Source organism: Nodosilinea sp. LEGE 06152, from assembly GCF_015207525.1.
GTDB lineage: Bacteria > Cyanobacteriota > Cyanobacteriia > Phormidesmidales > Phormidesmidaceae > Nodosilinea.
The window spans coordinates 26,958-45,721 of record NZ_JADEWR010000003.1 but is presented as its reverse complement, the minus strand read 5'-3'; the positions used below and the strand labels follow the sequence as shown (position 1 = coordinate 45,721).

The 18,764-nt window shown below is 57.9% G+C and carries 16 protein-coding genes and 1 tRNA gene; 7 read left to right on the top strand and 10 right to left on the bottom strand.

Going from position 1 to position 18,764, the window contains the following annotated elements:
* Positions 1-79: 79 nt before the first annotated feature.
* From IQ265_RS04990 to hetZ, 4 genes are all read right to left on the bottom strand, one after another.
* Positions 80-1,276: an aspartate aminotransferase family protein gene (locus IQ265_RS04990; RefSeq protein ID WP_228037602.1), complete on the bottom strand. Its 1,197-nt coding sequence runs from the start codon at positions 1,274-1,276 to the stop codon at positions 80-82.
* Positions 1,277-1,536: 260 nt separating this feature from the next.
* On the bottom strand, positions 1,537-3,825 hold the full coding sequence (locus tag IQ265_RS04985) for a DUF3488 and DUF4129 domain-containing transglutaminase family protein (RefSeq protein WP_228037601.1): 2,289 nt from the start codon (positions 3,823-3,825) through the stop codon (positions 1,537-1,539).
* Between the two features lie 67 nt (positions 3,826-3,892).
* Positions 3,893-4,873 (bottom strand): hypothetical protein, encoded by a 981-nt coding sequence (locus IQ265_RS04980; protein WP_194051218.1) that lies wholly within the window; start codon positions 4,871-4,873, stop codon positions 3,893-3,895.
* 40 nt (positions 4,874-4,913) lie between these two features.
* Entirely contained in the window at positions 4,914-6,062 is a 1,149-nt protein-coding gene (gene hetZ, locus IQ265_RS04975) for a heterocyst differentiation protein HetZ (protein WP_194051216.1), read from the bottom strand.
* Between the two features lie 328 nt (positions 6,063-6,390).
* Between hetZ and IQ265_RS04970 the strand changes: the two genes are divergently transcribed.
* Together IQ265_RS04970 and IQ265_RS04965 are read left to right on the top strand one after the other, a co-directional pair.
* Complete coding sequence (locus IQ265_RS04970) at positions 6,391-6,864, top strand: hypothetical protein (RefSeq protein WP_194051214.1); 474 nt, start codon at positions 6,391-6,393, stop codon at positions 6,862-6,864.
* Positions 6,865-6,920: 56 nt separating this feature from the next.
* Positions 6,921-6,992: transfer RNA gene (locus IQ265_RS04965), tRNA-Val, on the top strand.
* Positions 6,993-7,438: 446 nt separating this feature from the next.
* On the opposite strand, the gene IQ265_RS04960 is transcribed toward IQ265_RS04965, so the two are convergent.
* The 3 genes from IQ265_RS04960 to IQ265_RS04950 all read right to left on the bottom strand — a co-directional run bounded on the left by IQ265_RS04960 (position 7,439) and on the right by IQ265_RS04950 (position 10,374).
* Positions 7,439-8,656, bottom strand: a complete 1,218-nt coding sequence (locus IQ265_RS04960; protein ID WP_228037598.1) for an FAD-binding oxidoreductase — start codon at positions 8,654-8,656, stop codon at positions 7,439-7,441.
* A gap of 278 nt (positions 8,657-8,934) precedes the next feature.
* Positions 8,935-9,414 (bottom strand): PsbP-related protein, encoded by a 480-nt coding sequence (locus tag IQ265_RS04955; protein ID WP_194051210.1) that lies wholly within the window; start codon positions 9,412-9,414, stop codon positions 8,935-8,937.
* A gap of 414 nt (positions 9,415-9,828) precedes the next feature.
* Positions 9,829-10,374 (bottom strand): pyridoxamine 5'-phosphate oxidase family protein, encoded by a 546-nt coding sequence (locus IQ265_RS04950; RefSeq protein ID WP_194051208.1) that lies wholly within the window; start codon positions 10,372-10,374, stop codon positions 9,829-9,831.
* A gap of 336 nt (positions 10,375-10,710) precedes the next feature.
* Here IQ265_RS04950 and IQ265_RS04945 point away from each other — a divergent pair, with 336 nt between their 5' ends.
* The 4 genes from IQ265_RS04945 to fni all read left to right on the top strand — a co-directional run bounded on the left by IQ265_RS04945 (position 10,711) and on the right by fni (position 14,001).
* The gene (locus IQ265_RS04945; protein WP_194051206.1) at positions 10,711-11,136 is read left to right on the top strand and encodes a tellurite resistance TerB family protein; all 426 of its coding nucleotides are present in this window, start codon (positions 10,711-10,713) and stop codon (positions 11,134-11,136) included.
* Between the two features lie 307 nt (positions 11,137-11,443).
* Positions 11,444-11,947 (top strand): translation initiation factor IF-3, encoded by a 504-nt coding sequence (gene infC / locus IQ265_RS04940; protein ID WP_347404924.1) that lies wholly within the window; start codon positions 11,444-11,446, stop codon positions 11,945-11,947.
* A gap of 382 nt (positions 11,948-12,329) precedes the next feature.
* A complete protein-coding gene (gene pyrR / locus IQ265_RS04935) occupies positions 12,330-12,872 on the top strand; it encodes a bifunctional pyr operon transcriptional regulator/uracil phosphoribosyltransferase PyrR (RefSeq protein WP_194051204.1) in 543 nt (180 codons plus the stop codon).
* A 73-nt stretch (positions 12,873-12,945) separates the two neighbouring features.
* Positions 12,946-14,001, top strand: a complete 1,056-nt coding sequence (gene fni, locus IQ265_RS04930) for a type 2 isopentenyl-diphosphate Delta-isomerase (protein WP_194051944.1) — start codon at positions 12,946-12,948, stop codon at positions 13,999-14,001.
* Between the two features lie 47 nt (positions 14,002-14,048).
* On the opposite strand, the gene IQ265_RS04925 is transcribed toward fni, so the two are convergent.
* Complete coding sequence (locus IQ265_RS04925) at positions 14,049-14,675, bottom strand: glutathione S-transferase family protein (RefSeq protein ID WP_194051201.1); 627 nt, start codon at positions 14,673-14,675, stop codon at positions 14,049-14,051.
* 272 nt (positions 14,676-14,947) lie between these two features.
* On the opposite strand from IQ265_RS04925, the gene IQ265_RS04920 reads away from it, so the two are divergent.
* Positions 14,948-15,598, top strand: coding sequence for a hypothetical protein (locus tag IQ265_RS04920; RefSeq protein WP_194051199.1), 651 nt, complete (start codon positions 14,948-14,950; stop codon positions 15,596-15,598).
* Positions 15,599-16,088: 490 nt separating this feature from the next.
* Here IQ265_RS04920 and IQ265_RS04915 read toward each other — a convergent pair whose 3' ends face one another.
* Both IQ265_RS04915 and IQ265_RS04910 read right to left on the bottom strand, forming a co-directional pair.
* Positions 16,089-17,639 (bottom strand): GTP-binding protein, encoded by a 1,551-nt coding sequence (locus IQ265_RS04915; RefSeq protein WP_228037596.1) that lies wholly within the window; start codon positions 17,637-17,639, stop codon positions 16,089-16,091.
* Between the two features lie 273 nt (positions 17,640-17,912).
* Complete coding sequence (locus IQ265_RS04910; protein ID WP_194051196.1) at positions 17,913-18,602, bottom strand: GAP family protein; 690 nt, start codon at positions 18,600-18,602, stop codon at positions 17,913-17,915.
* Positions 18,603-18,764 lie beyond the last annotated feature (162 nt).

The following is an 18,764-nucleotide window of genomic DNA, read 5'->3' as shown; positions in this document are numbered from 1 at the left end:
GGCGCAGCCACCGGCTATTTCAGAGTTAGATCGCGTTAAGTAGGGTGTCTCAAAGACCTACCGATAGACTCACACGTTATTAAGCATTCTCCCGCTTAACCAGCATCGCCACAGCCTTTTCTACCGCCATAAGTGCCTGATGCACTTCATCGGCACTGACGTTCAGCGGTGGCACAAAGCGCACTACCTGCGGCCCGGCGGGCACCAGCAGCAAGCCTTCATCCATCGCCGCTTTGACAATATCTATCGACGTAATGGTGGAGTCAGCCTGTAGCACTAGACCGTTAATCAAGCCCCAGCCGCGCACCTGATCAAGCAGGGTCGGGTACTGCTGAACGAGGCGTTGCAGGCCAAAACGCAGCTGTTCGCCGCGCAGCTTGACGTTGCCCAGCAGGTTCTCAGACTCCAGGGTCTCGCACACCGTAAGGCCCACTTTGCAGGCAAAAGGATTGCCCCCAAAGGTACTGGCGTGATCGCCCGGCTCAAACACCGCACAGAAGGCCTTACACAGTAGTGCTCCGATCGGAATACCTCCGCCCAGCCCCTTGGCGGAGGTGAAGATATCGGGCTCAATACCCAGGTTTTCGAACCCCCAGAGGGTGCCGGTACGCCCCATGCCTACCTGCACCTCGTCAAGAATCAGCAGAATGCCCTTTTCGTCGCAGAGCTGGCGAATGCGCTGGAAGTAGGCGGCTTCGCCAGGGCACACCCCCCCCTCCCCTTGCAGGGCTTCGAGCATAATAGCGGCCACCTGAGGGGTTTCGGCATCGAGTTCTGCGACTAGCGACTCTAGGGCCGCGATGTCGTTGTAGGGTACGTAGGCAAACCCCGGCATCAGCGGGTCGAAGTTCTTTTGGTACTTAGGCTGGCCCGTGGCGGTGATGGTAGCTAGGGTACGCCCGTGGAAGCTGGCTTTGGCCGTGATAATCAAAGGATTGTTGATGCCTCGCTGGGTGTGGGCGTACTTGCGGGCCAGCTTGATCGCCCCCTCGTTGGCCTCGGCCCCAGAGTTGCAGAAAAAGGCGCGATCGCAGCAGGAATGCTCAACCAGCCAGTGGGCCAGCGCCCCCTGTTCTGGAATGTAGTAGAGGTTAGAAACGTGGTGCAGGGTTTGAATTTGCTTACTCACGGCCTCAACCATCGCCGGGTGGGCGTGGCCCAGGGTGCAGGTGGCAATACCTGCCACAAAGTCGAGGTAGCGACGGCCCTGATCATCCCAAACAAAGCTGCCTCGCCCCTTGGTCAGCGCGATCGGGAAGCGCCCGTAGGTGGTCATCACGTCGGTGTCAAACTGGGCCGGCGTGAAGGCGGCATCGCTGGTCGAGGTGCTGAACGACTTGANNGMRTWKYGGANNARSSTYWKGARRATCAMGGNYKGSSSWGWGNSGWKKRWSGRCGAGTKRRCNAGYKGGYGGGNANYCRGMYRMKYTGCCGNRTANYMWYCWATNTKKYWACNCTAWSTNANCTCACTTACTCCATAGCAATGGATCGAGCATAGCGGAAACCTCAGGAAAATCAAGGATTGCCCTGAGCCGATTAACGACGAGTTAACAGCTGGCGGGACCGGCTGCTCTGCCGAATAGTCTTCAATTTTTTACCTAAGTAATCGAGGTTTTGGGGTTCGCCACCGTAGCGCCAGCGCACGTAGGCGTGGGTGATTTCGTTGGCGGCCTGGGCGCTCTGGGTCTTGGTCTGCTGATAGAGGCGCTGACCGTACTCGATGGGGGTTTCGGCGGGGGTTTTGCCGAGGCCCTGGTGGGCAAACCAGGTCAGCATTTGTTGATATAGCCGCTCGGTGGGAGGAAGCTGGCGCAGTTGTCGGTAGCGCCAGCCTCGGCGCAGGCCCAAAAACACCAGCCAGGCCACAAACCCCAGGGCAGTGGCCAGGGCAATGCCCAGCATAATGCCAATCCAGCCTAGATTTAACAGCGCGTTGAAGCTGCGCACCAGGGAGGCGATGCCGTCGCTAAGCAGCGTAATTAGGCCGTCGACCAGGCCGACCAGCGGCGAGGGCAGCCAGCCCGCTAGCCAATTCCAGAATCGTCGCACCAGGCTAAAGGCCTCGTTCTCTTTCAGGCTGGGCGGAATCAGCTCATGGCCAGGGATTGGGTCGAAGCCAAACCAGCCGTGCTGGGGAAAGTACACTTCGGTAATGGCGTAGGCGTCGGTGTTGCGCACCACGTAGAACCCGGTGAAGGGGTTGAAGTCGCCTTCGCCAAACCCCGCGACCAGCCGGGCCGGAATGTCGATCGATCGCAGCATGATGGTCAGCACCGTAGAGAAGTGGTCGGGGTAACCGCCTTCGGTGCCAAACAAGAAGCTTTCTACTAGGTCCTGGTCGGGGTTAAAAAAGGGCAGCTCGGGCTGAATGGTGTAGCGCTGCTTGAGGGCCTGGGTCAGATAGAGGGCCTTTTCGTAGTTGTCGGTGAGGGGGGTAGGGGAGGTAGCCAGCAGTTCTTCAGTTTTGGCCCGCACCGGCTCTAAAATTTCCTCCGGCACCTGCAAATAATGGGATCGAATGCCGGGGGGATACTTGGTACCGGCGGCACGCAGCTGGGTGCGATCGCGGTAGGGCACCCGCGACACCGCCGAGTAGGTCATGCCCTCCTGCAAAATAACTGGCGACCTGAGACTGCCCTCGGCATCAATGGCCACCTCGCGGGTGGGAAAGTACAGCTCTTTGGCCTGATACATAACCGGAATCAGGTTGGGCAGCTCGCTGACCAGGGTGTAGGTCTGCACGACCTCCCGATGGCGAGCCAGGGTGGGATCGATGGGCAAAAAGGTCTGGGCCGAGAACCGCGATCGCTGCAATGTCTGAGTATCGTCATTGCGGGAAATATCCCAGCCCTGGCCAGTGTAGGTGTCGAAGGCCAGTACGCGCCAAAAGCCCGGAGCCTGCGACCTGACCCGCATGACCACCTGGGGCGTCATGGTGCCGCGCAGGTTCTGGTTCATGCGCTGGTTAAAGCCGTAGTAAGAAACGGTATCGACCACGCCGGGGCCAGTGGCCTTGCCCTGGCTCTGAATAGTGCCTGCCCCCTCGCCAAACCCCTCGCCGTCGTCGCCCTGATTGTTGCGGTAGGCCGAGTTGAGAATGTCTTCTCCAGAAAAGTCCCCCGGCGTGTCGATCACCGAGCTAACCGGAAAACTCTGAATCTGGTATCCCGGCAGGCGGGGCAAAAACAGGAAAATGAGCAGCCCCAGGCCCACCACCAGTGCCAATAGCGCCGCCAGTCGCCCCAGGGTAGGCCGCAACTTCCCCCCGGCCCAGGTCGTCGACCCCAGCCCCAGCCGCGACTGATAGTCGAGCCCCAGCACCGGAATCGCCACCGCCAGAAACAGCACCAGCAGCGGCGCAAAGGCCAGAGTTTGGCTGATAGTGGCGGCGACCCCAAGCAAAATCAGGCCAATCATCATTGAGTAGCCCAGGTCTTTGCGGCGGGGCAAGTCAAAGCTGTGCAGCACCTGCAGCTGCACCAAAAGCTCCGCCAGCACAATGCGCGTATCGCCTGGCTCTTCAACCAGGCGGGCAAAGAAAGCGGCCAGGGCCATCAGCATGCCAATGGCGATGAAAAACTTGATTGCAATGTTGCGATCGCGGCGACGCTGCCAGCTAAAGACAGCCCCCACCGCACTGAGAGGGATAGCCAGCAGGTTCCACCACGAGGCGGCCGTTACCCCTGCGGCGGCCACCACCACCGAGCAAATGCCCAGCGTGACTAGCCCCTGCACCAGCCCCCGCAGCAGCCGCGAGTCTTCAATTTCGTCAGGGGGAATGGGCCTGGCTAAAGGAGAAGAGGCCAGCCAGCGCGAAGCGACCATAGACATAACCGCAGTAGAGTCGCCTCCATGCTAACCGCTGGGCCAGCCCCTGCCCAGAGCCCCTTAGCTACTCAGCAATCATCACCTGGAAGCTCAGAGGCAACCCCTGGGACTGCTCCAAACTAACGTCGAGCCGATGCAGTGCGCCGGGGTGAGTCGCTAACCGCAGCACCAGTTCGCCAGGGGTAGACCGCTCAGAGCCAGCGGTCTCATCCACACTTGTCAAAACCACGCTGCCGCCCGTTGGCAGCACAGCCCTAACCTCCAGCTGAGAATTGCTGTAGGTAGCCCGCACAGTCAGAAGGCCAGACGTCGTCAACCACGGTTGCTCTTGGGTGGGGTTGGCCTCAGATACCGTCAGCGATAGGGCTTCAAAGATGCCCTGGGCCGCCAGCATCGCCAGCGCCACCTGCTGCTGGGTTGAGGCGCTAGCGTAGTCAATCTGGGCCAGGGTCTGGGTTTGGGCTGATCGATAGGCCGGCCGCGCCACTAGACCTGCAATATATTCCAGGGTTTGAGGCTGGTCAGGAAACAGTGACTCTACAGCAGCTACGAGCCGTCGGCCGGTCTGGCGCAGGTCGTTGGTGACCTGCTGGCACTGGTTGAGTAGGTTAGCCAGTACATCTTCTGGCACCTCGCCGGGAACCGAAAGGTTTTTGAGATGGTCTAACCAAATAGAGGCGACACCAGACTGTAGGGCATCGGGGTAGTCCTGTAGACCCTTCTCCCACGGAAATAGGGGCGGACGGTGGGCAATCTCTTGCCGCAGGCGGCGCTTCAAAAGGGCTTCAAAATGAGGTTGCACAGTGGATAGGTCTCCAGAGTCAAAGACAGGGTTATAGGTGGCGTTGCTCGCGTTATCAGTTGAAGCCGCTGGGGTAGATTCGTAACCAGGGTAGAGCGGTGGAGCAGGTAAGCTCTCGGGCTCAACCGACTCAGCGTTATCAGCTGAGGAAAAGCGAGTTCCTGATGGTGAGTCGTCCGCCGCAAGTGGCTCCAGCAAAAGCTTTAGCAAGAGGTCTTCGGGGATATCTGAATCTCTATTCATGGCCTGCTGTCGTCTGTCCGGATGGATGTTTGGGAGGTGACTAAACGTTACGAATCTCCCAGGCGTGCTCTAGCAGCTTAGTCCACTGCTTTTGAAACTGGGTGGTGGTCATGCCCAAAATTTTAGCCGCTTCGCCGTCGGCTACGCCCTGCTGTTTGAGGTTCAACAGCTTGCTCTGTTTGGCGTTTAGGCTGTCCTGCAGCCGCTGCCACTGCTGGGCCGTTAGCCCCAGATTAGTCTCCAGGCCAGCCTCTAGCCACTCGTGCACCAGTTCCCAATGGTGGGAGAGAGCGAAGCGCAGCAGGTGGTACTTAAACCGCTGCTGCAGATAATCGCGCTGGCGCGGCGTGAGGTTGAGCAGCGACTCAATCTCCTGGGTGGGCAGGTCGAGCAGCCGCAGGGTAAAGTAGTCGGCGCACTCGTCCTGGTTGCGCTCTTTGAGGTAGGCCAGCAGCTCTTCGACCACCCGCCCCCGCAGCGAGTTTTCGGGCAGGTCGTCGGCCTGGGCGATCATTTCCTCGCGCACCCGCTGGTGGGAGGCCGCCGGGCGCACGTCGTCGCCCTCGCCGCCGTAGTCGGTGGCCTGCTCGATATCGATCGCCACTTCGGGGGGCTGTTGCCTGGAGAAGGTCTGAGCCCGCAAGATAATCAGCTGCTGGCTGCGCCGACCTGGCAACGGAATGCGCCGCTTGCCGTAGCGCTCCGAAAAAGCCATGAACTCAGCTAGCTCTAGCAGCGTGCGGGGCTGGTAGCGATCGCCCAGCTGGTTCTCACGCCGAAAGGCATTCAGCGCCTCAACATAGAAGCCTTGCAAAAAATCTTCGATCAGCGCTAGCCGGGCTTGGTAGCTGGTTTGCACCTGGGGCGGCGTGATGTAGCGGTAGACAATGGCGCTGAGGGTGCTGTGCAGCTCCACTCTGCCCTGCCGCGACCCCAGCGCGTAGTATTTAATACACTGGTCTAGCCGATGCTTGCCCAGCGACCGGGCCCAGGCTTCGACATCGCCTGATGCCTGAATGCGATCGCTCTCATTGCAAATGCGCTGCACTTCCTCGGCCAGACGCTGGGCCATAGCCCGGCACGCGGCCTCGGGGGCACCAGTCCCCGTCTTTAATTCTTGGCAGAAAAGCTGACTAAGCGAATCCACACTCAATGCACAGATACCCTGACTCAATCTGGCTATCCTCAAAAAGCTACACAAATCCGTGAAGCGATATTCAGGTATTTACTGACATGGTGGATGCGCCCGCTGCAACCCTGAAATGGGCGATCGCCCTTAGCTGGCCCAAACATAGAGACTTAACTCTGCTCAAAAAGTTCGGACTGGGTAGATTGATGGCCTAGGGTTGCAAGTTACCCAGCAGTTTAGCATCTGTCCGTAATTTTATGGATGCAGGGCCACACACCCCCCTGCGCTAAAGTGATGCTAGAGCGGGCGTAACGGCAGGCTATTGCCCGTAGACCCAGCCCCCGGGTTCAGCTCAAGGCTAGCCCCCCAAAATCACTCGGTACCTCCTATGGATCTTGACGCCCAAATTGCCTCCCTCCAGCAAAGCGCCCCCAACGACGGGGTTACAGCCAACGCTATTACCACCCTTGCACCGACCCTGAAGGCGATCGCAGGCCAGCTCAAGCACGAGCAGTACTACGTGCTGCAAACCCTAGAGCAAGGCTGGATGATGACCACCCTCAGCAACCGCAACCAGCCCAACACCCAAAAAAACATTGTTTACGCCTACCCCACCCTGCAAGATGCCGCCACCGGCCAAGCAACCATCAAAGACCCTCAGGTGATGGCTCTGCCGGTGCCCGTGGTGCACATTCTGTTTCAGCTGCTGGCCATGCAGCCCATCGACAGCCTGATCTTTTTTGAAACCCCCGGTCAAATCGGTCAGGGTGTAGAAATTCGCCGCCAGGATATGCAGGCCCTAATTCAGGCTCAGCTTCAGCAGGCCCAACCGAGCAGTGCTGTTCCCCCCGACATGGCCTGATCGCAAAAATTTTGCGTCGATATTACCCAGGAGATGTGCTATGTTAGGAACCCCAAGGGCGATTAGCACAGTGGTAGCGCGCTTCCTTCACACGGAAGAGGTCACTGGTTCGAAACCAGTATCGCCCATATCAGTAAAAGCACTGATGCGTAAGATTCCTAGCCCTTGCGCATCAGTGCTTTTGGGAATCTAAAGTTTTCTGCATCCTCCGTCAGGTGCCAAGGTACTCGCCAAGAGACCTAATAAGATACGACTCGTCTGTTGAAACGACCAGACGGCCCAGTTCGGCACCTCACAATAGCGCTGAAACTAAGGCTTCTCAGCTAACTCTATCGCCTGCAATATTTGGCTCATTGTGCGTTTCCCTGGGGCTAACAGTGCTCCCATTGCCAGCTTCGGTGACTAAGGCCGGCGATGGAAAAACAGGGGCGAAAACGCTGTTGTCATCGCCATAACTTCCATCGCAGCAAGATCCTCGGACTCTCCTCTGAGTTCTGCGTGCTGTTTCGCTTTTTGCGCCAAGTGGATGAAGTCGAGCTACATGACATGACCTACAGTTTGTCTGGAGAGACTGCTAGCCCAGCCAGAATCGCTCCGGCCGAAATGGTTTGGGGATGATAGTTTGGGCTGAACCTGCAATCCGTTCAGCGATCGCCCTCCCTGCGGCGATGGCTACAGGCATTCCATGCCCTGTGTACCCGGCTGAGATGTACTCCCCTGGTCGGCCCGGCAGTTCTCCAACGATAGGATTTTCATCGGCAGTAAAGCCCATAATGCCTGTCCACTCGTACTCAATAGCTACATCTCTGAGCGGTGGAAACGTATTTCGCAGAAAGGTTTTGAGACCCTCGCTTACTAAAGGTTCCAACCTAGAGTCGTCCTCAATGTCAATTTCTTTGGTTGGCGACTTCCACCGCATCCCACCAAAGATAATTCGTCCATCCTGACGCTGGATAGCGTATTCATAGCCACTGTTTACGCCCCAGTCGAAGTCGAATAGCTGGGCTGTTGGAGCTGTGGCAATCACCTGACCCCGCACAGGCACGATGACACCCTTAAGGGTCGGGAGCAGATGATAGGTCAGGGCGTTGGTGGCATAAACTACGGCCTCTGCCTGGATCTGGCCCTGGTTGGTGGTGATGGTAAACCCTTCTGCCTGCCGGGTGACCGCCTGAACCTCTACACGCGTTTGAATATGGGCGTGTAGATGCTGAGCGGCCTTAGCAAGCCCCACAACCAGTTTGGCAGGCCATAGTTGGGCATGATGGGGTTCTATAGCTGCCGCTAAAAAGCTTGAACACTGAGTATTTTGTTCAACCCTTTCCCGATCCCAATACTCCGCAGCCAAACCGTGAGACATCATGAGTTCACAGCTTTCCTGAACCGCCTGGGCCTGCGCGGGAGTAATGGCGAAGGAAGCCAGTCGGTTAAAGCGAAGATCACAGTCGATGTTGTGCTGGTCGGTTAACTCGCGCAAAAGTTGAGCGCTCTGCTCTGTAAAGTTCCAGAGAGCAAGGGTGTCAGCTAAACCATGATCCTCTAAAGAATCCCTAAAGCTTTGGTTGGTGCCAAAGACAAAATGCCCGCCGTTACGACCTGTTGCTCCGCAAGCAAGCTCTCCACGCTCTAATACAACAGGAGTTAGCCCCAGGTGACTCAGCCAGTAGGCTGTACTCATTCCTGTGATGCCACCGCCGATAACGACTACATCAGCGCGATCGGGCAGTGCCTGCTCAGACCGAAAGCAGAGTTCTTGAGGGTTGAGCCAAAAGGAGACAGCACGACTCGTCATAGTGAGTGACCGGGAGAGCAGCGTTCTATTCTTTCTACCCCACCATCAACAAGTCAACCCCTGCTGTGGCTACCCGATAGCTTGCATCGGGGGCTTTTGGTAATGCATCACCTGGTTTGGGTCGTGAAGTGTAGCTACGAATAGCCTGCTTCAGAGAATACAAGTCATGTCCTAACCGTTCTGGCGATGGCTACCTCTACCGATTGCTCAGCAACAGTCTTACGGCATTACAGGCCTGGGCTGGACCCAAAAGTTAACTTCCGCTGCTGGGCTTGTACTCAATCGAGGACTCTCAGCGTGTTGTGCATCTGAATGATGGCATCTTCTGCGGCCTGATTTTCGGAGCTATAGAAGCTGACGATATAGGCAATTTCACGATCGCCGATAGGAACATAGGTAATGAGAGTATTCGGAAAGTCCCACCCCTCACTTTCTTCCCAAACCCTTAATCCGGGCTGTCCATTGATCTCTACTAGCTCAATTCGCTGGATATCTTCTGGCTCATTACCGATGCCCAAAATAGCGTCTCGAAGCGAGTGGGGCTGGATGGCTATGTCGGTCTTGATTAAGTAAGGTGATGTTCCATTTGCCGTAGCCACACCGGAAGAGCGCTGATTGTAGATAATGATGTAGTCATTGTAATTTTGAGTAACGATCCAGTGGTCTGGATAGTCCACAGAAAACCGTTGAGAGGTGACAGTTTCCTTCGTTCTAAAGTCGATGCTCTCTCCCTTTGTTGGTTGCGCGATCGCTTGCATAGCACAGGTTGGTATGACCATCAGCGACACGCAGAGTGCAAGACATATTCGACCTAACATAAGTAACTTCTCAACTAGTGCTCAAATGCTGGAAACATCTATTTTATTCAAGGGGTTAGGCACCTCATCCGGGTTCTTAAACTTGTCTGTGCAGACGCGACGGCGCTACCGCTGAAGGACACAGCTTCGATAGAGCCTACCGCGATCGCATCTACAGCAACAGGTGGCGGCTGCCCAACGATATCTACCCCAGAGCGCTGGTGGATCTTAAAGCCTGGGCAGTGAAAGAGTTCTCCGGCCCCAACCTGCCTCTAAGTCTTCCGGGATAACATCAGCCTGACAGCGGCCTATGGCTGGGCAAGCTAAGGGCTGTCCTCACCTACGGGGGTGCATTGAGACTGCGAGGGCTAATAGTTAAGGCCTGGCGATCAGGCTGGCTAGGTTTAGCTGGATTTTGGTGTCGATCAAGACAGTCTCACTCAGGGCGATGCGCCCTCCCGTGATCCAGACCATCTGAGGTTGAAAACGATAGAGCCGCCGGGGAGATGGAGTAAGGTAGTCGGCAGGCGATCGCTGTTGGCCTTTAGCCGCTCGCTTCAGCAGCAGAGGAATAACTCGCTCTACGTTCTCTGGCTCTACTTCCCCTGCTGTGCCAGAGAGATAGAGCCCCTGGCCTTGGCCCTCTTCTCGATCTGTGCTGTAGATGGCGATCGCGGCCCGGCCCTGGTTGTCGTACAAATTCTGGGAATGCTGGGCAACCACCGTGGAAGACCAATACAGGTTCCAGTTAGAGTCGTAGGTGAAGAAGATGGGGGAGGCCCAGGGCACACCACTGCGGGAGCTGGTGGAAAGGGTGCCGTAAATATTGCCCTCAAGAATTTGGCGTGCCTTAGCAATGACCGCTGGGTTTTGGCCCTCAGCAGTATTGACCCAGCCGTTCTCAGCCGTGGCGATAGACATAGTTCGCGACCCTCTGCCAAAAGCTTTGTTTAAGACGTTTTGTCGGGCAAAAAAAACCGACAGACCCGGCTGGGTATGTCGGTTGGTTGTGTGTTCCCTGTAGATGACTCGGCTAAAGTTGAGTCAACCTTAGTATCACTGGAAGGTTCCCGAAAACCTAGCCAATTTGTCACACACAACTGTGAGATTGATCACAGAGTTAGGCAATTTGACGGATGCCAGGCCTGCAGCGGGTTTGCTAGCTGTAAAGACTTCTCGCGGGTAGATTGCGCCGAAGCGGCTTTGGGGCAAGAATAAGTTGCACCGGGGCTATGCCAACGTGAGGGAGAAACAGCCATGACCAACGTATCTACGGGCCTAGCCGCAATGGGTCCGGCAGAAGCTCTGGCCAGCATTGCTCTGGTAGCGATCGCCGCCGATGGCTACCTAGCCGAGCGGGAGGGACAGGACATGACGATGCTGCTCTCGCGTATGGCGCTGTTTAGCAGCTACTCTAGCGAAGCCCTGCACCGCCTGTTTGACGCTTTGCTAATCCGCCTGAAGCAGGAGGGGCCAGGAACTTTGGTGAACCAGGCTAAGGGAGTGTTGCCCCCAGACCTGCGAGAGACCGCCTTTGCGATCGCCACCGATCTAGTGCTCTCCGATCGCACGGTTACGCCCCAGGAGCAGTCTTTTCTAGAAGATCTCTACGTCATTCTAGAGATTCCTAAAGCGATGGCCCAGCAAATTGTGCAGGTGATGACGATCAAAAATCGCGGCTAGCTATTCTCAAGCGCCCAGTCAAGCACCTGATCTCAAGCGGCTCGACAAAAAAACAGGACCGGGTGCCCCCAGCCCTGTAGTGCAGGAACATCCTTTAGTTATGGCAACCCTAGTATCCCCAGACGGCTGCAAAGACAAACACCGCAGGCCCCGAGTGTGGAGCCTTGGAGTTGGCTGCCGCAGGGCTTTGCTCTTGTCTTCCCGCAGTCTGTGAGCTGGAGCTTCAGGTGACCTATCAGCCGAAAGAGGCAGCGGCTGCGGGGACAGGTTATCCTGGGAATGAATTTCGTATTTGTAGAGTTCGGAGATTTGCCTTATCGCTAAGAAGCAGAAAGCCATTGTCAACCGCGACATTAGAGACCCCGAGGTTTTGCTGATCACGCAGACGGGTGAAAACCTGGGCGTTATCGACACCAGAGATGCCCTCAAGATGGCCAAAGAGAGCAAGCTCGACCTGGTAGTTGTCTCCCCCAGTGAAGAAGGCCCCCCAGTGGCCAAAATCATGGATTACGGCAAGCTCCAGTATCAGCAAAATAAGCGCCAGAAGCAGACCTCGCGTCCCTCCGTAAAAGAGGTTAAGTTTCGCCCCAACATCGGCGAATCTGACTACGAACTGCGCATTAAGCGGGCCGCCCAATGGTTAGACAAGGGAGATTCTGTTAAGTTTTTGGTCAGGCTGCGGGGGCGTGAGCATCAGCACCGCGATCGCGCCACCGATCTGCTGAACCGGGTTGTGCAAGACCTGAATGAGGCCGGCAAGGTTCAATCCTTAGATAGCCGTGCTCTTACCCTTTTCCTCTCGCCTTCGTAAGCAGCTTTATCAGTAAGCCCGCTGCACGACCGCTGTTGTAGTTGAAAGACCTCTGGCATCAGGGGTCTTTCTTTGGTTTATACCAATCGTCCATGCCGCTAGCGCGGCACCCCCAACGATAAAAATAGCCATAGCCGGTCCCTGAGCGAAGTCGTTGGTGTTCGCAAAGCGAGTGCTGGGCACTCAGCCGCCCCAAAGGGGCTAGGGACGGCTATTTATAGAGCGAATCCGAGTCACACAACCCCGATGCGAAACCGATACCTCGTAGGAAGCATTGCACTGCAATGCCCCTACAAACCAGGGATATACAGACAGGATTTAGTAATATACCCATTCCAGGGTCCGCTATAGTGAGTCTTTACCGCTGTCAGGAGAGCTGTCGATGGGTGCCAGCAGCACGGTCGTTGAAATTTTGTCGGTCGAAGAAATGCGCCGTACCCTAAACCGGCTGGCGTCGGAGGTGGTGGAGCGGGGGGGTGATCTAAGCCGCCTGGTGCTGCTGGGCATTCATACACGGGGGGTGCCGCTGGCCCACCTGCTGGCGCAGCAGATTCAGCGGCTGGAGGGGGTTGAGCTGCCGGTGGGGGCGATCGACATCACCCTCTACCGCGATGACCTGGACAAAATTAGCACCCGCACCCCGGCCCGCACCGAGATTCTTTTTGACATTACCGACCGGGTGGTGGTGCTGGTGGATGATGTGATCTTTAGCGGTCGCACCATTCGCGCCGCCCTGAATGCGGTGATTGACTATGGGCGGCCCAGCGCCATTCGCCTGGCGGTGCTGATCGATCGCGGCCACCGGGAGCTGCCCATTCACCCCGACTTTGTGGGCAAGGCGCTGCCCACGGCCAAGGATGAGTCGGTAAAGGTGTTTTTGCAGGCCGTGGACGGCCGCGATGGTGTGGAGCTGGTGAAGGGGTAGAGTTATTACGTTGGGTGAGCGATCGCAGCCAACTTCGCCATTCTTGCCTAGGATAGGGGGCGTTGATTTAGCCATACGCGCTGTGACTGTATTGCCTGTTGCCCACGAAACCCAGGCCCGCAAGGCCGACCATTTGCGCATTTGTTTAGAAGGGCCGGTGCAGTGCGCCCAAATTACCACGGGGCTAGAGCGCTATCGGTTTACCCACTGCTGTCTGCCCGAGCTCGACTACCAGGATATCGACATTAGCACGACGTTTTTGGGTCACCCCCTGGGGGCACCGCTGCTGATCTCGTCGATGACGGGGGGCACCGAGGCGGCCCACCAGATCAACCGGCGGCTGGCGGTGGTGGCCCAGCGCTTTGGCCTGGCGATGGGGGTGGGCTCCCAACGGGTGGGGGTGGAGAACCCAGAGCTAATGGAGACGTTTGCCGTCAGAACGCTGGCCCCAGATATGCTGCTGCTGGCTAACCTGGGGGCGGTGCAGCTCAACTATGGCTACGGCCTCGACCAGTGCCGCCGCGTGGTAGAAAAGCTAGAGGCTAACGCGCTAATTTTGCACCTCAACCCGCTGCAGGAGGCGGTGCAAACTGGAGGCGACACCAACTTTAAGGGGCTGCTGAGCAAAATTGAGCAGCTCTGCGCCGCGCTGCCGGTGCCGGTGATTGCCAAGGAGGTGGGAAACGGCATTGCGGCTCCGATGGTGCGGCAATTGATAGAGGCCGGAGTCGCTGCAGTGGATGTGGCCGGGGCCGGGGGTACCTCCTGGGCGCGGGTGGAAAGCGAGCGGGCGCTAGATACCCACCAACGACGGCTGGGCCAAACCTTTGGCGAGTGGGGCTTGCCAACGGCGGATTGCATTGTGCAGGCGCGGCAGGTGGCCCCCACCCTACCGTTGATTGCGTCGGGGGGGCTGCGCCACGGGCTGGATGTGGCCAAGGCGATCGCCCTGGGGGCCGACCTGGCGGGGCTAGCCATGCCGTTTTTGCAGGCGGCCAGCGACTCGGAGGAAGCCGTGGCGGCCCTAGCGGAGGTGCTGATCGCCGAGATCAAAACGGTATTGTTTTGCACCGGGCAGGCCAATCTAGCGGGGCTGCGGGAATCGGGGGTGCTCGCCGAATGTCGCTAACCCTTAGGTAAGCAATGCCCCACACTACCGCTGGGCAGGGCGATCGCCTAGGCGATTACATCCAAAAAGCTGGGCCGATTGCTGACTAATGCCCACCAGTCGTTGAGCTTGGGGGTTTGGCTGGTAGCGGCGTCCAGTTCTGGGGTTTTAGACAGGTAGAGCATGACCGGCATCAGGTAGAAGTCGGCCAGGGTAATAGCTTCGCCCAGCAGGTAGGGGTTGCAGGTGGCGATCGCCTCGATCGCTTCTAGGGCCGTTTTGACTTCGGGCACGGCAGCAGCCACAGCGGCGGCATCGGTTTGGCCGCCCTGGCTGGGCACAATCAACCGCTGAATGGTGATGGTGCCAATTGCCGGGGCGTAGAGGTAGCTGTCTACGATCGCCATAATCTGACGCATGCGGGCCTGGAGCAGGGCATTTGCGGGGGTAAAGACGCGATCGCCCACCACCGTATCGAGATATTCAACAATGGCGCTGGTTTCGTAAAGCGTTTCCCCGTCTATATCCAGGGTGGGCACTTTGCCGAAGGGATTTTTGGCCAGGTACTCGGGGGTGCGATCGCTAAAGATATCAACTGTTTTTAAGTCGTAGGGCGTGTTAGTTTCTGCTAAAACCATCCGCACAGTGCGAACGTAGGTGCTGATGGTGGGGCCGTAAAGCGTAAATTGGGTCATTGGTGTCAATCAGTAAGTATCCGGGCTGGGGCAGCCCCTACAACTTACCGCGAGATCCTGCGATCGCAAGATCTTTCCCTGGGTAGGGGCGGTCAGGGTCGGGCGCTGGCTCTAAGCAACCAATCCATAACGTCAAATACTCCCCCGGCGATGCGAGTTTATACCACAGGGACGATAAGGTACCTGTGTGCTCTTGATAGGTTGTAACTGAGTTCTGCTGCGCTGACGTTTTTCTACAGCGCCAACCCATAGCGCTGAAGGCGGTAAATTTTATGAAACCTAACGTTTTAACCTATGCAGGTGGTCTTGGTTTGATCGCTGGTGCCCTCCTGTGGTCCAGCCCTAGTCAGGCCCAGGGGTATTGCTATTTAGTTAACTCAGAGGGTGAGGTGGTCAACCTCGACGATCTCTGTCAGAGCAACAGTACTCCCCAACCGGTGCAGTCACAAACAGGGACCTCTGGGGTTGGCGAGGCCGTCACTGAAACCCAGGATGGCACCTCCCCCAGGGTCAGAAACTACACCATCACAGGGCCTGCTGCCGTCCCCGGTTCTAGCACCACCCCGGCGGGTTCCCCCACGGGTCAGCCAGGCGCTGCCAACACCTCACCGGAGGCCACCCCAGGAACCGCCCCAGGAGCTGCCTCCGGAGCCACCACCGATCCTGCGGATGTTGACGACGTGAACACCGAGCCTAGAGTTGAAGAGAACCGCCTCGATATTCCAGTCAGAGAAATCGAAGCGCCTCGGATACCCACCCCCCAGACCCAACCGCCCCGAGTTACGAGTCCTGAGGCCCAAGATCCTACGGTTGATACCCCTACGGGCAATACCACAGACACCCGCAGCCGGCCCGCTAACGGCAACGTGATTAGAGGAACCGAGCGCATCGTCGTTCCATCCAACCAGGGAACTGACAATTAGAGGCCTCAAAGGGAGGTTGGTCAACGCCTGGGCGTTGCTGAGTTGAGATATGAATTTGAATTAAGGGCATAGGCGCAGCGAAGCTAAAGGCTTTATGGCTGTTTGCCCCTGCCAAGACGTTAAGTTCTTGATTCATACCTGTGTTCAGCAACCCCAGCGGCTGAGTTAAGGCATAACTCCAGTACTGCCCTGGTGTGCTTAGCATTAGTCGTACTTATACCAATCGTCCATGCCGCTAGCGCGGCACCCCCAACGATAAAAACAGCCATAGCCGGTCCCTGAGCGAAGTCGAAGGGATGGCTATTTATAGAGCAAATCTTGTCTGTATACCCCTGATTTGTAGGGGCATTGCAGTGCAATGCTCCCTACGAGGTACCGATTACGAATCGGGGTCGTGTGACTCGGATTTGGTATTAGTCCCTCTGACTTTTCTCCAACACACGAACCTCGTTGCTTCTACGACGATGTTTTCTTGCTTCAGGACGACTCCCTAAGGCGAGATTTTAGCTCGCAGTTCGGTTTTAATGCGGTTCAAGATGGAGTCTTCGTCGAGGCCGTCGAGAATTTCGGCGATCACGGCTCTTGGCCCCTCTGGCCCCCAGGTTGCGCCGTTGGTGAGGTAGGTTTTGGTAATTTGGCCGATGCCATAGGTAGCTAGACCCGCCACCCCGCCCTGGGCCAGAGCCACGGGCACGTAGGGGGCCAAAGACAGGCCGCCCGTGGCGATCGCAGACACCCCCAGCACCCCCTTCAGCGAGCTGAGGCCGAGGGTAATCACCAGCTCGCTAATGGTAATGCCGCCCAGGCCCAGGGCAATCTGCTGGAGCAGTTTGAGGGCGGCGGGGCGGGTCATCGGCAGGCCGTAGAGCCGCGACAGGTTGAGAATGAGCATGACATCAACCACGGTGCCGCCCACCAGGTCGGCCACGGTGACGGGGTTGAGAGCGACGGCGACGGCTTTGATCAGGGTGGCATTCCAGATCGTGTCGTCGGCAATGCGATCGCAGATCTGCTTTTTGCGCTCCAAAATTTCGGCGCTTACCCCTTCGGCGTACATCAGCGTGTTGAGGGCGACCAGGGCCTTGCCCTCGCGGTGCAAGATATCGAGAATTTTGAGCTTGAGATCGTTTACCTGGGGCTGGGCGCGCACGGTTTGGTAGGTGACGGTGCCATCGGGCTGGGGGGTGGCCTGCATCGCCAGGGGTGAGGCGGCCGCCATGACAATCTCATCGGGGGAGATCAGGTCTTGCAGGCGGCGATCGCGCAAGGTTTCGTAGAGAACCTGGCGATCGGCCTCGGGGTACTGGTCAATTTTGTTGAACACCAGCAGCATGGGCTTGCTGGCCTGGCGCAGGGCTTGCAGCGCCTCGTACTCAACCCGAGTAATGTCGCCCGCAATCACAAACAAAATCAGATCGACCTGCTCAGCAATGCGGCAGGCCAGGGCAGCGCGCTCTTCGCCATCCACTTCGTCAAGGCCGGGGGTGTCGATTAGCTCAATGCGCGACTGGCCTAGGCTCTTGAGCGAAACCCGCAGCAGGTCGGGGGTGTCCTCCCCTAGAGAATCTTGGCTGACCTGCCAGCGGCTGCCCTCTACCATCTGAGTCACGCCGTGGGTGGGGCCAGTGGTAAACACCTCCTGACCCAGCAGCGCGTTGAGCAGCGATGACTTGCCCCGCCCCACCAGGCCAAAGGCAGCAATGTGCACCACGGTATTCTCCAGCTTGTCGACCAGGCCCCGCAGGTTTTGCAGGGCGTCTTCAACCCCGGCCTGCTCGCGGGGGGTGAGGTTGAGCCGCTGCACCAGACTACCCAGGGCCGCCTGAGCGCGGCGGTAGTTGAGGTCATCCTGCAGGTCGTGAAAGTCGAGCACTAGGTCGCCCAGCTCGGTTTCGACTTCTTCCCAGGTGACAGGGTCGGCAGCGGGCAGAGCGAGGGGCGTACCCTGCACCGTGGCAACGAGTTCACCCAATTCGGCTTCAACCTCTTCCCAGGTGGTGTCAGGGGAAGGGGTGAGGGGGGTGGGGTCGGGAGCGGGCATGGGGGAGGGGAGTGGGTGGATGGGTACGAGGGTGGATGGGTGGGAGGGTAGGTGGGTGGAAGTTCCTAAGCGAAGTTAAGGGGCGGTCCCTGAGCGAAGTCGAAGGGCAGTTCCTAAGCGAAGTTAAGGGGCGGTCCCTGAGCGAAGTCGAAGGGCAGTTCCTAAGCGGAGTCGAGGGGTGGTCCCTGAGCGAAGTCGAAGGGGGTCCCTGAGCGAAGTCGAAGGGAGGATATTTTAAGGATAGCGAAGGGGTGCGCAGGTGAGAGGGTGGGTTTACCGGGGTAGGGATTGAAGACCGCTGAGGCCGGACTGCAGGAACAGGAGGCCAAACACCAGGGATACTGCGATCACGATCGGGCGGTTGTAGGTGGTTAGCCAGGCAGAGGCGCGATCCAAAATGGCTTTGGACTGTTGGGGGATGGCCAGACGCAGGGCCAGGGGCAGCAGCAGCAGCGACTGGGCCAGCAAAATAAAGAGGAGGTAGGCGATCGCGCCCGCTTGCAGCCCCAGCTGGGCGGTGGCGATGGTGGATAGGGCACTGAGGGTAAACACCCAGAGCTTGACGGCAATCAGGGGCAGGGTGAGGCCAATGCCCAGGGCTTGCAGGGGGGTGGCGCTATCGATCGCGGTCAGCCACTTTGGGGGCGGCTCGTCGGGGTCGGGCTGTTTGCGCCACTTCTTGTAGGCGGTGACCAGCAGCAGCAGGCCGAGCACCAGCAGCAGGGTAGCCACCACTGGCCCTTTGCCGCCGTTGCCCGCTGAGGCAGCGACAGATTCGCCCAGAAATAGCCCAAAGGCGACGCCCTGGAGCAGGCGGGTGAGGGTCATGCCGCCGACGTAGGCGATGCCCTTGAGCAGTCCCTGGTCGGGGCTTTGCAGGAGCAGCAGCCCGATGATGATTTGCAGGGGCACCAGGGCACTGCCGAGAATGTAGGGCAACAGCGAAACGATGACGCTTTCCATAGGTCAGGCCGCTCCGGGTTGGGGAATGTGGAATCGTCTGCGGTAGAGGTCGCGATCGCAGCCGATCTCGCTCTGCGATCGCTTAATGTTGAGACACACTATCCTATGCCGGGGCGTCAGGCACTACAAGATCTGTGTAGAGGATGTATCAATAGGAATTCT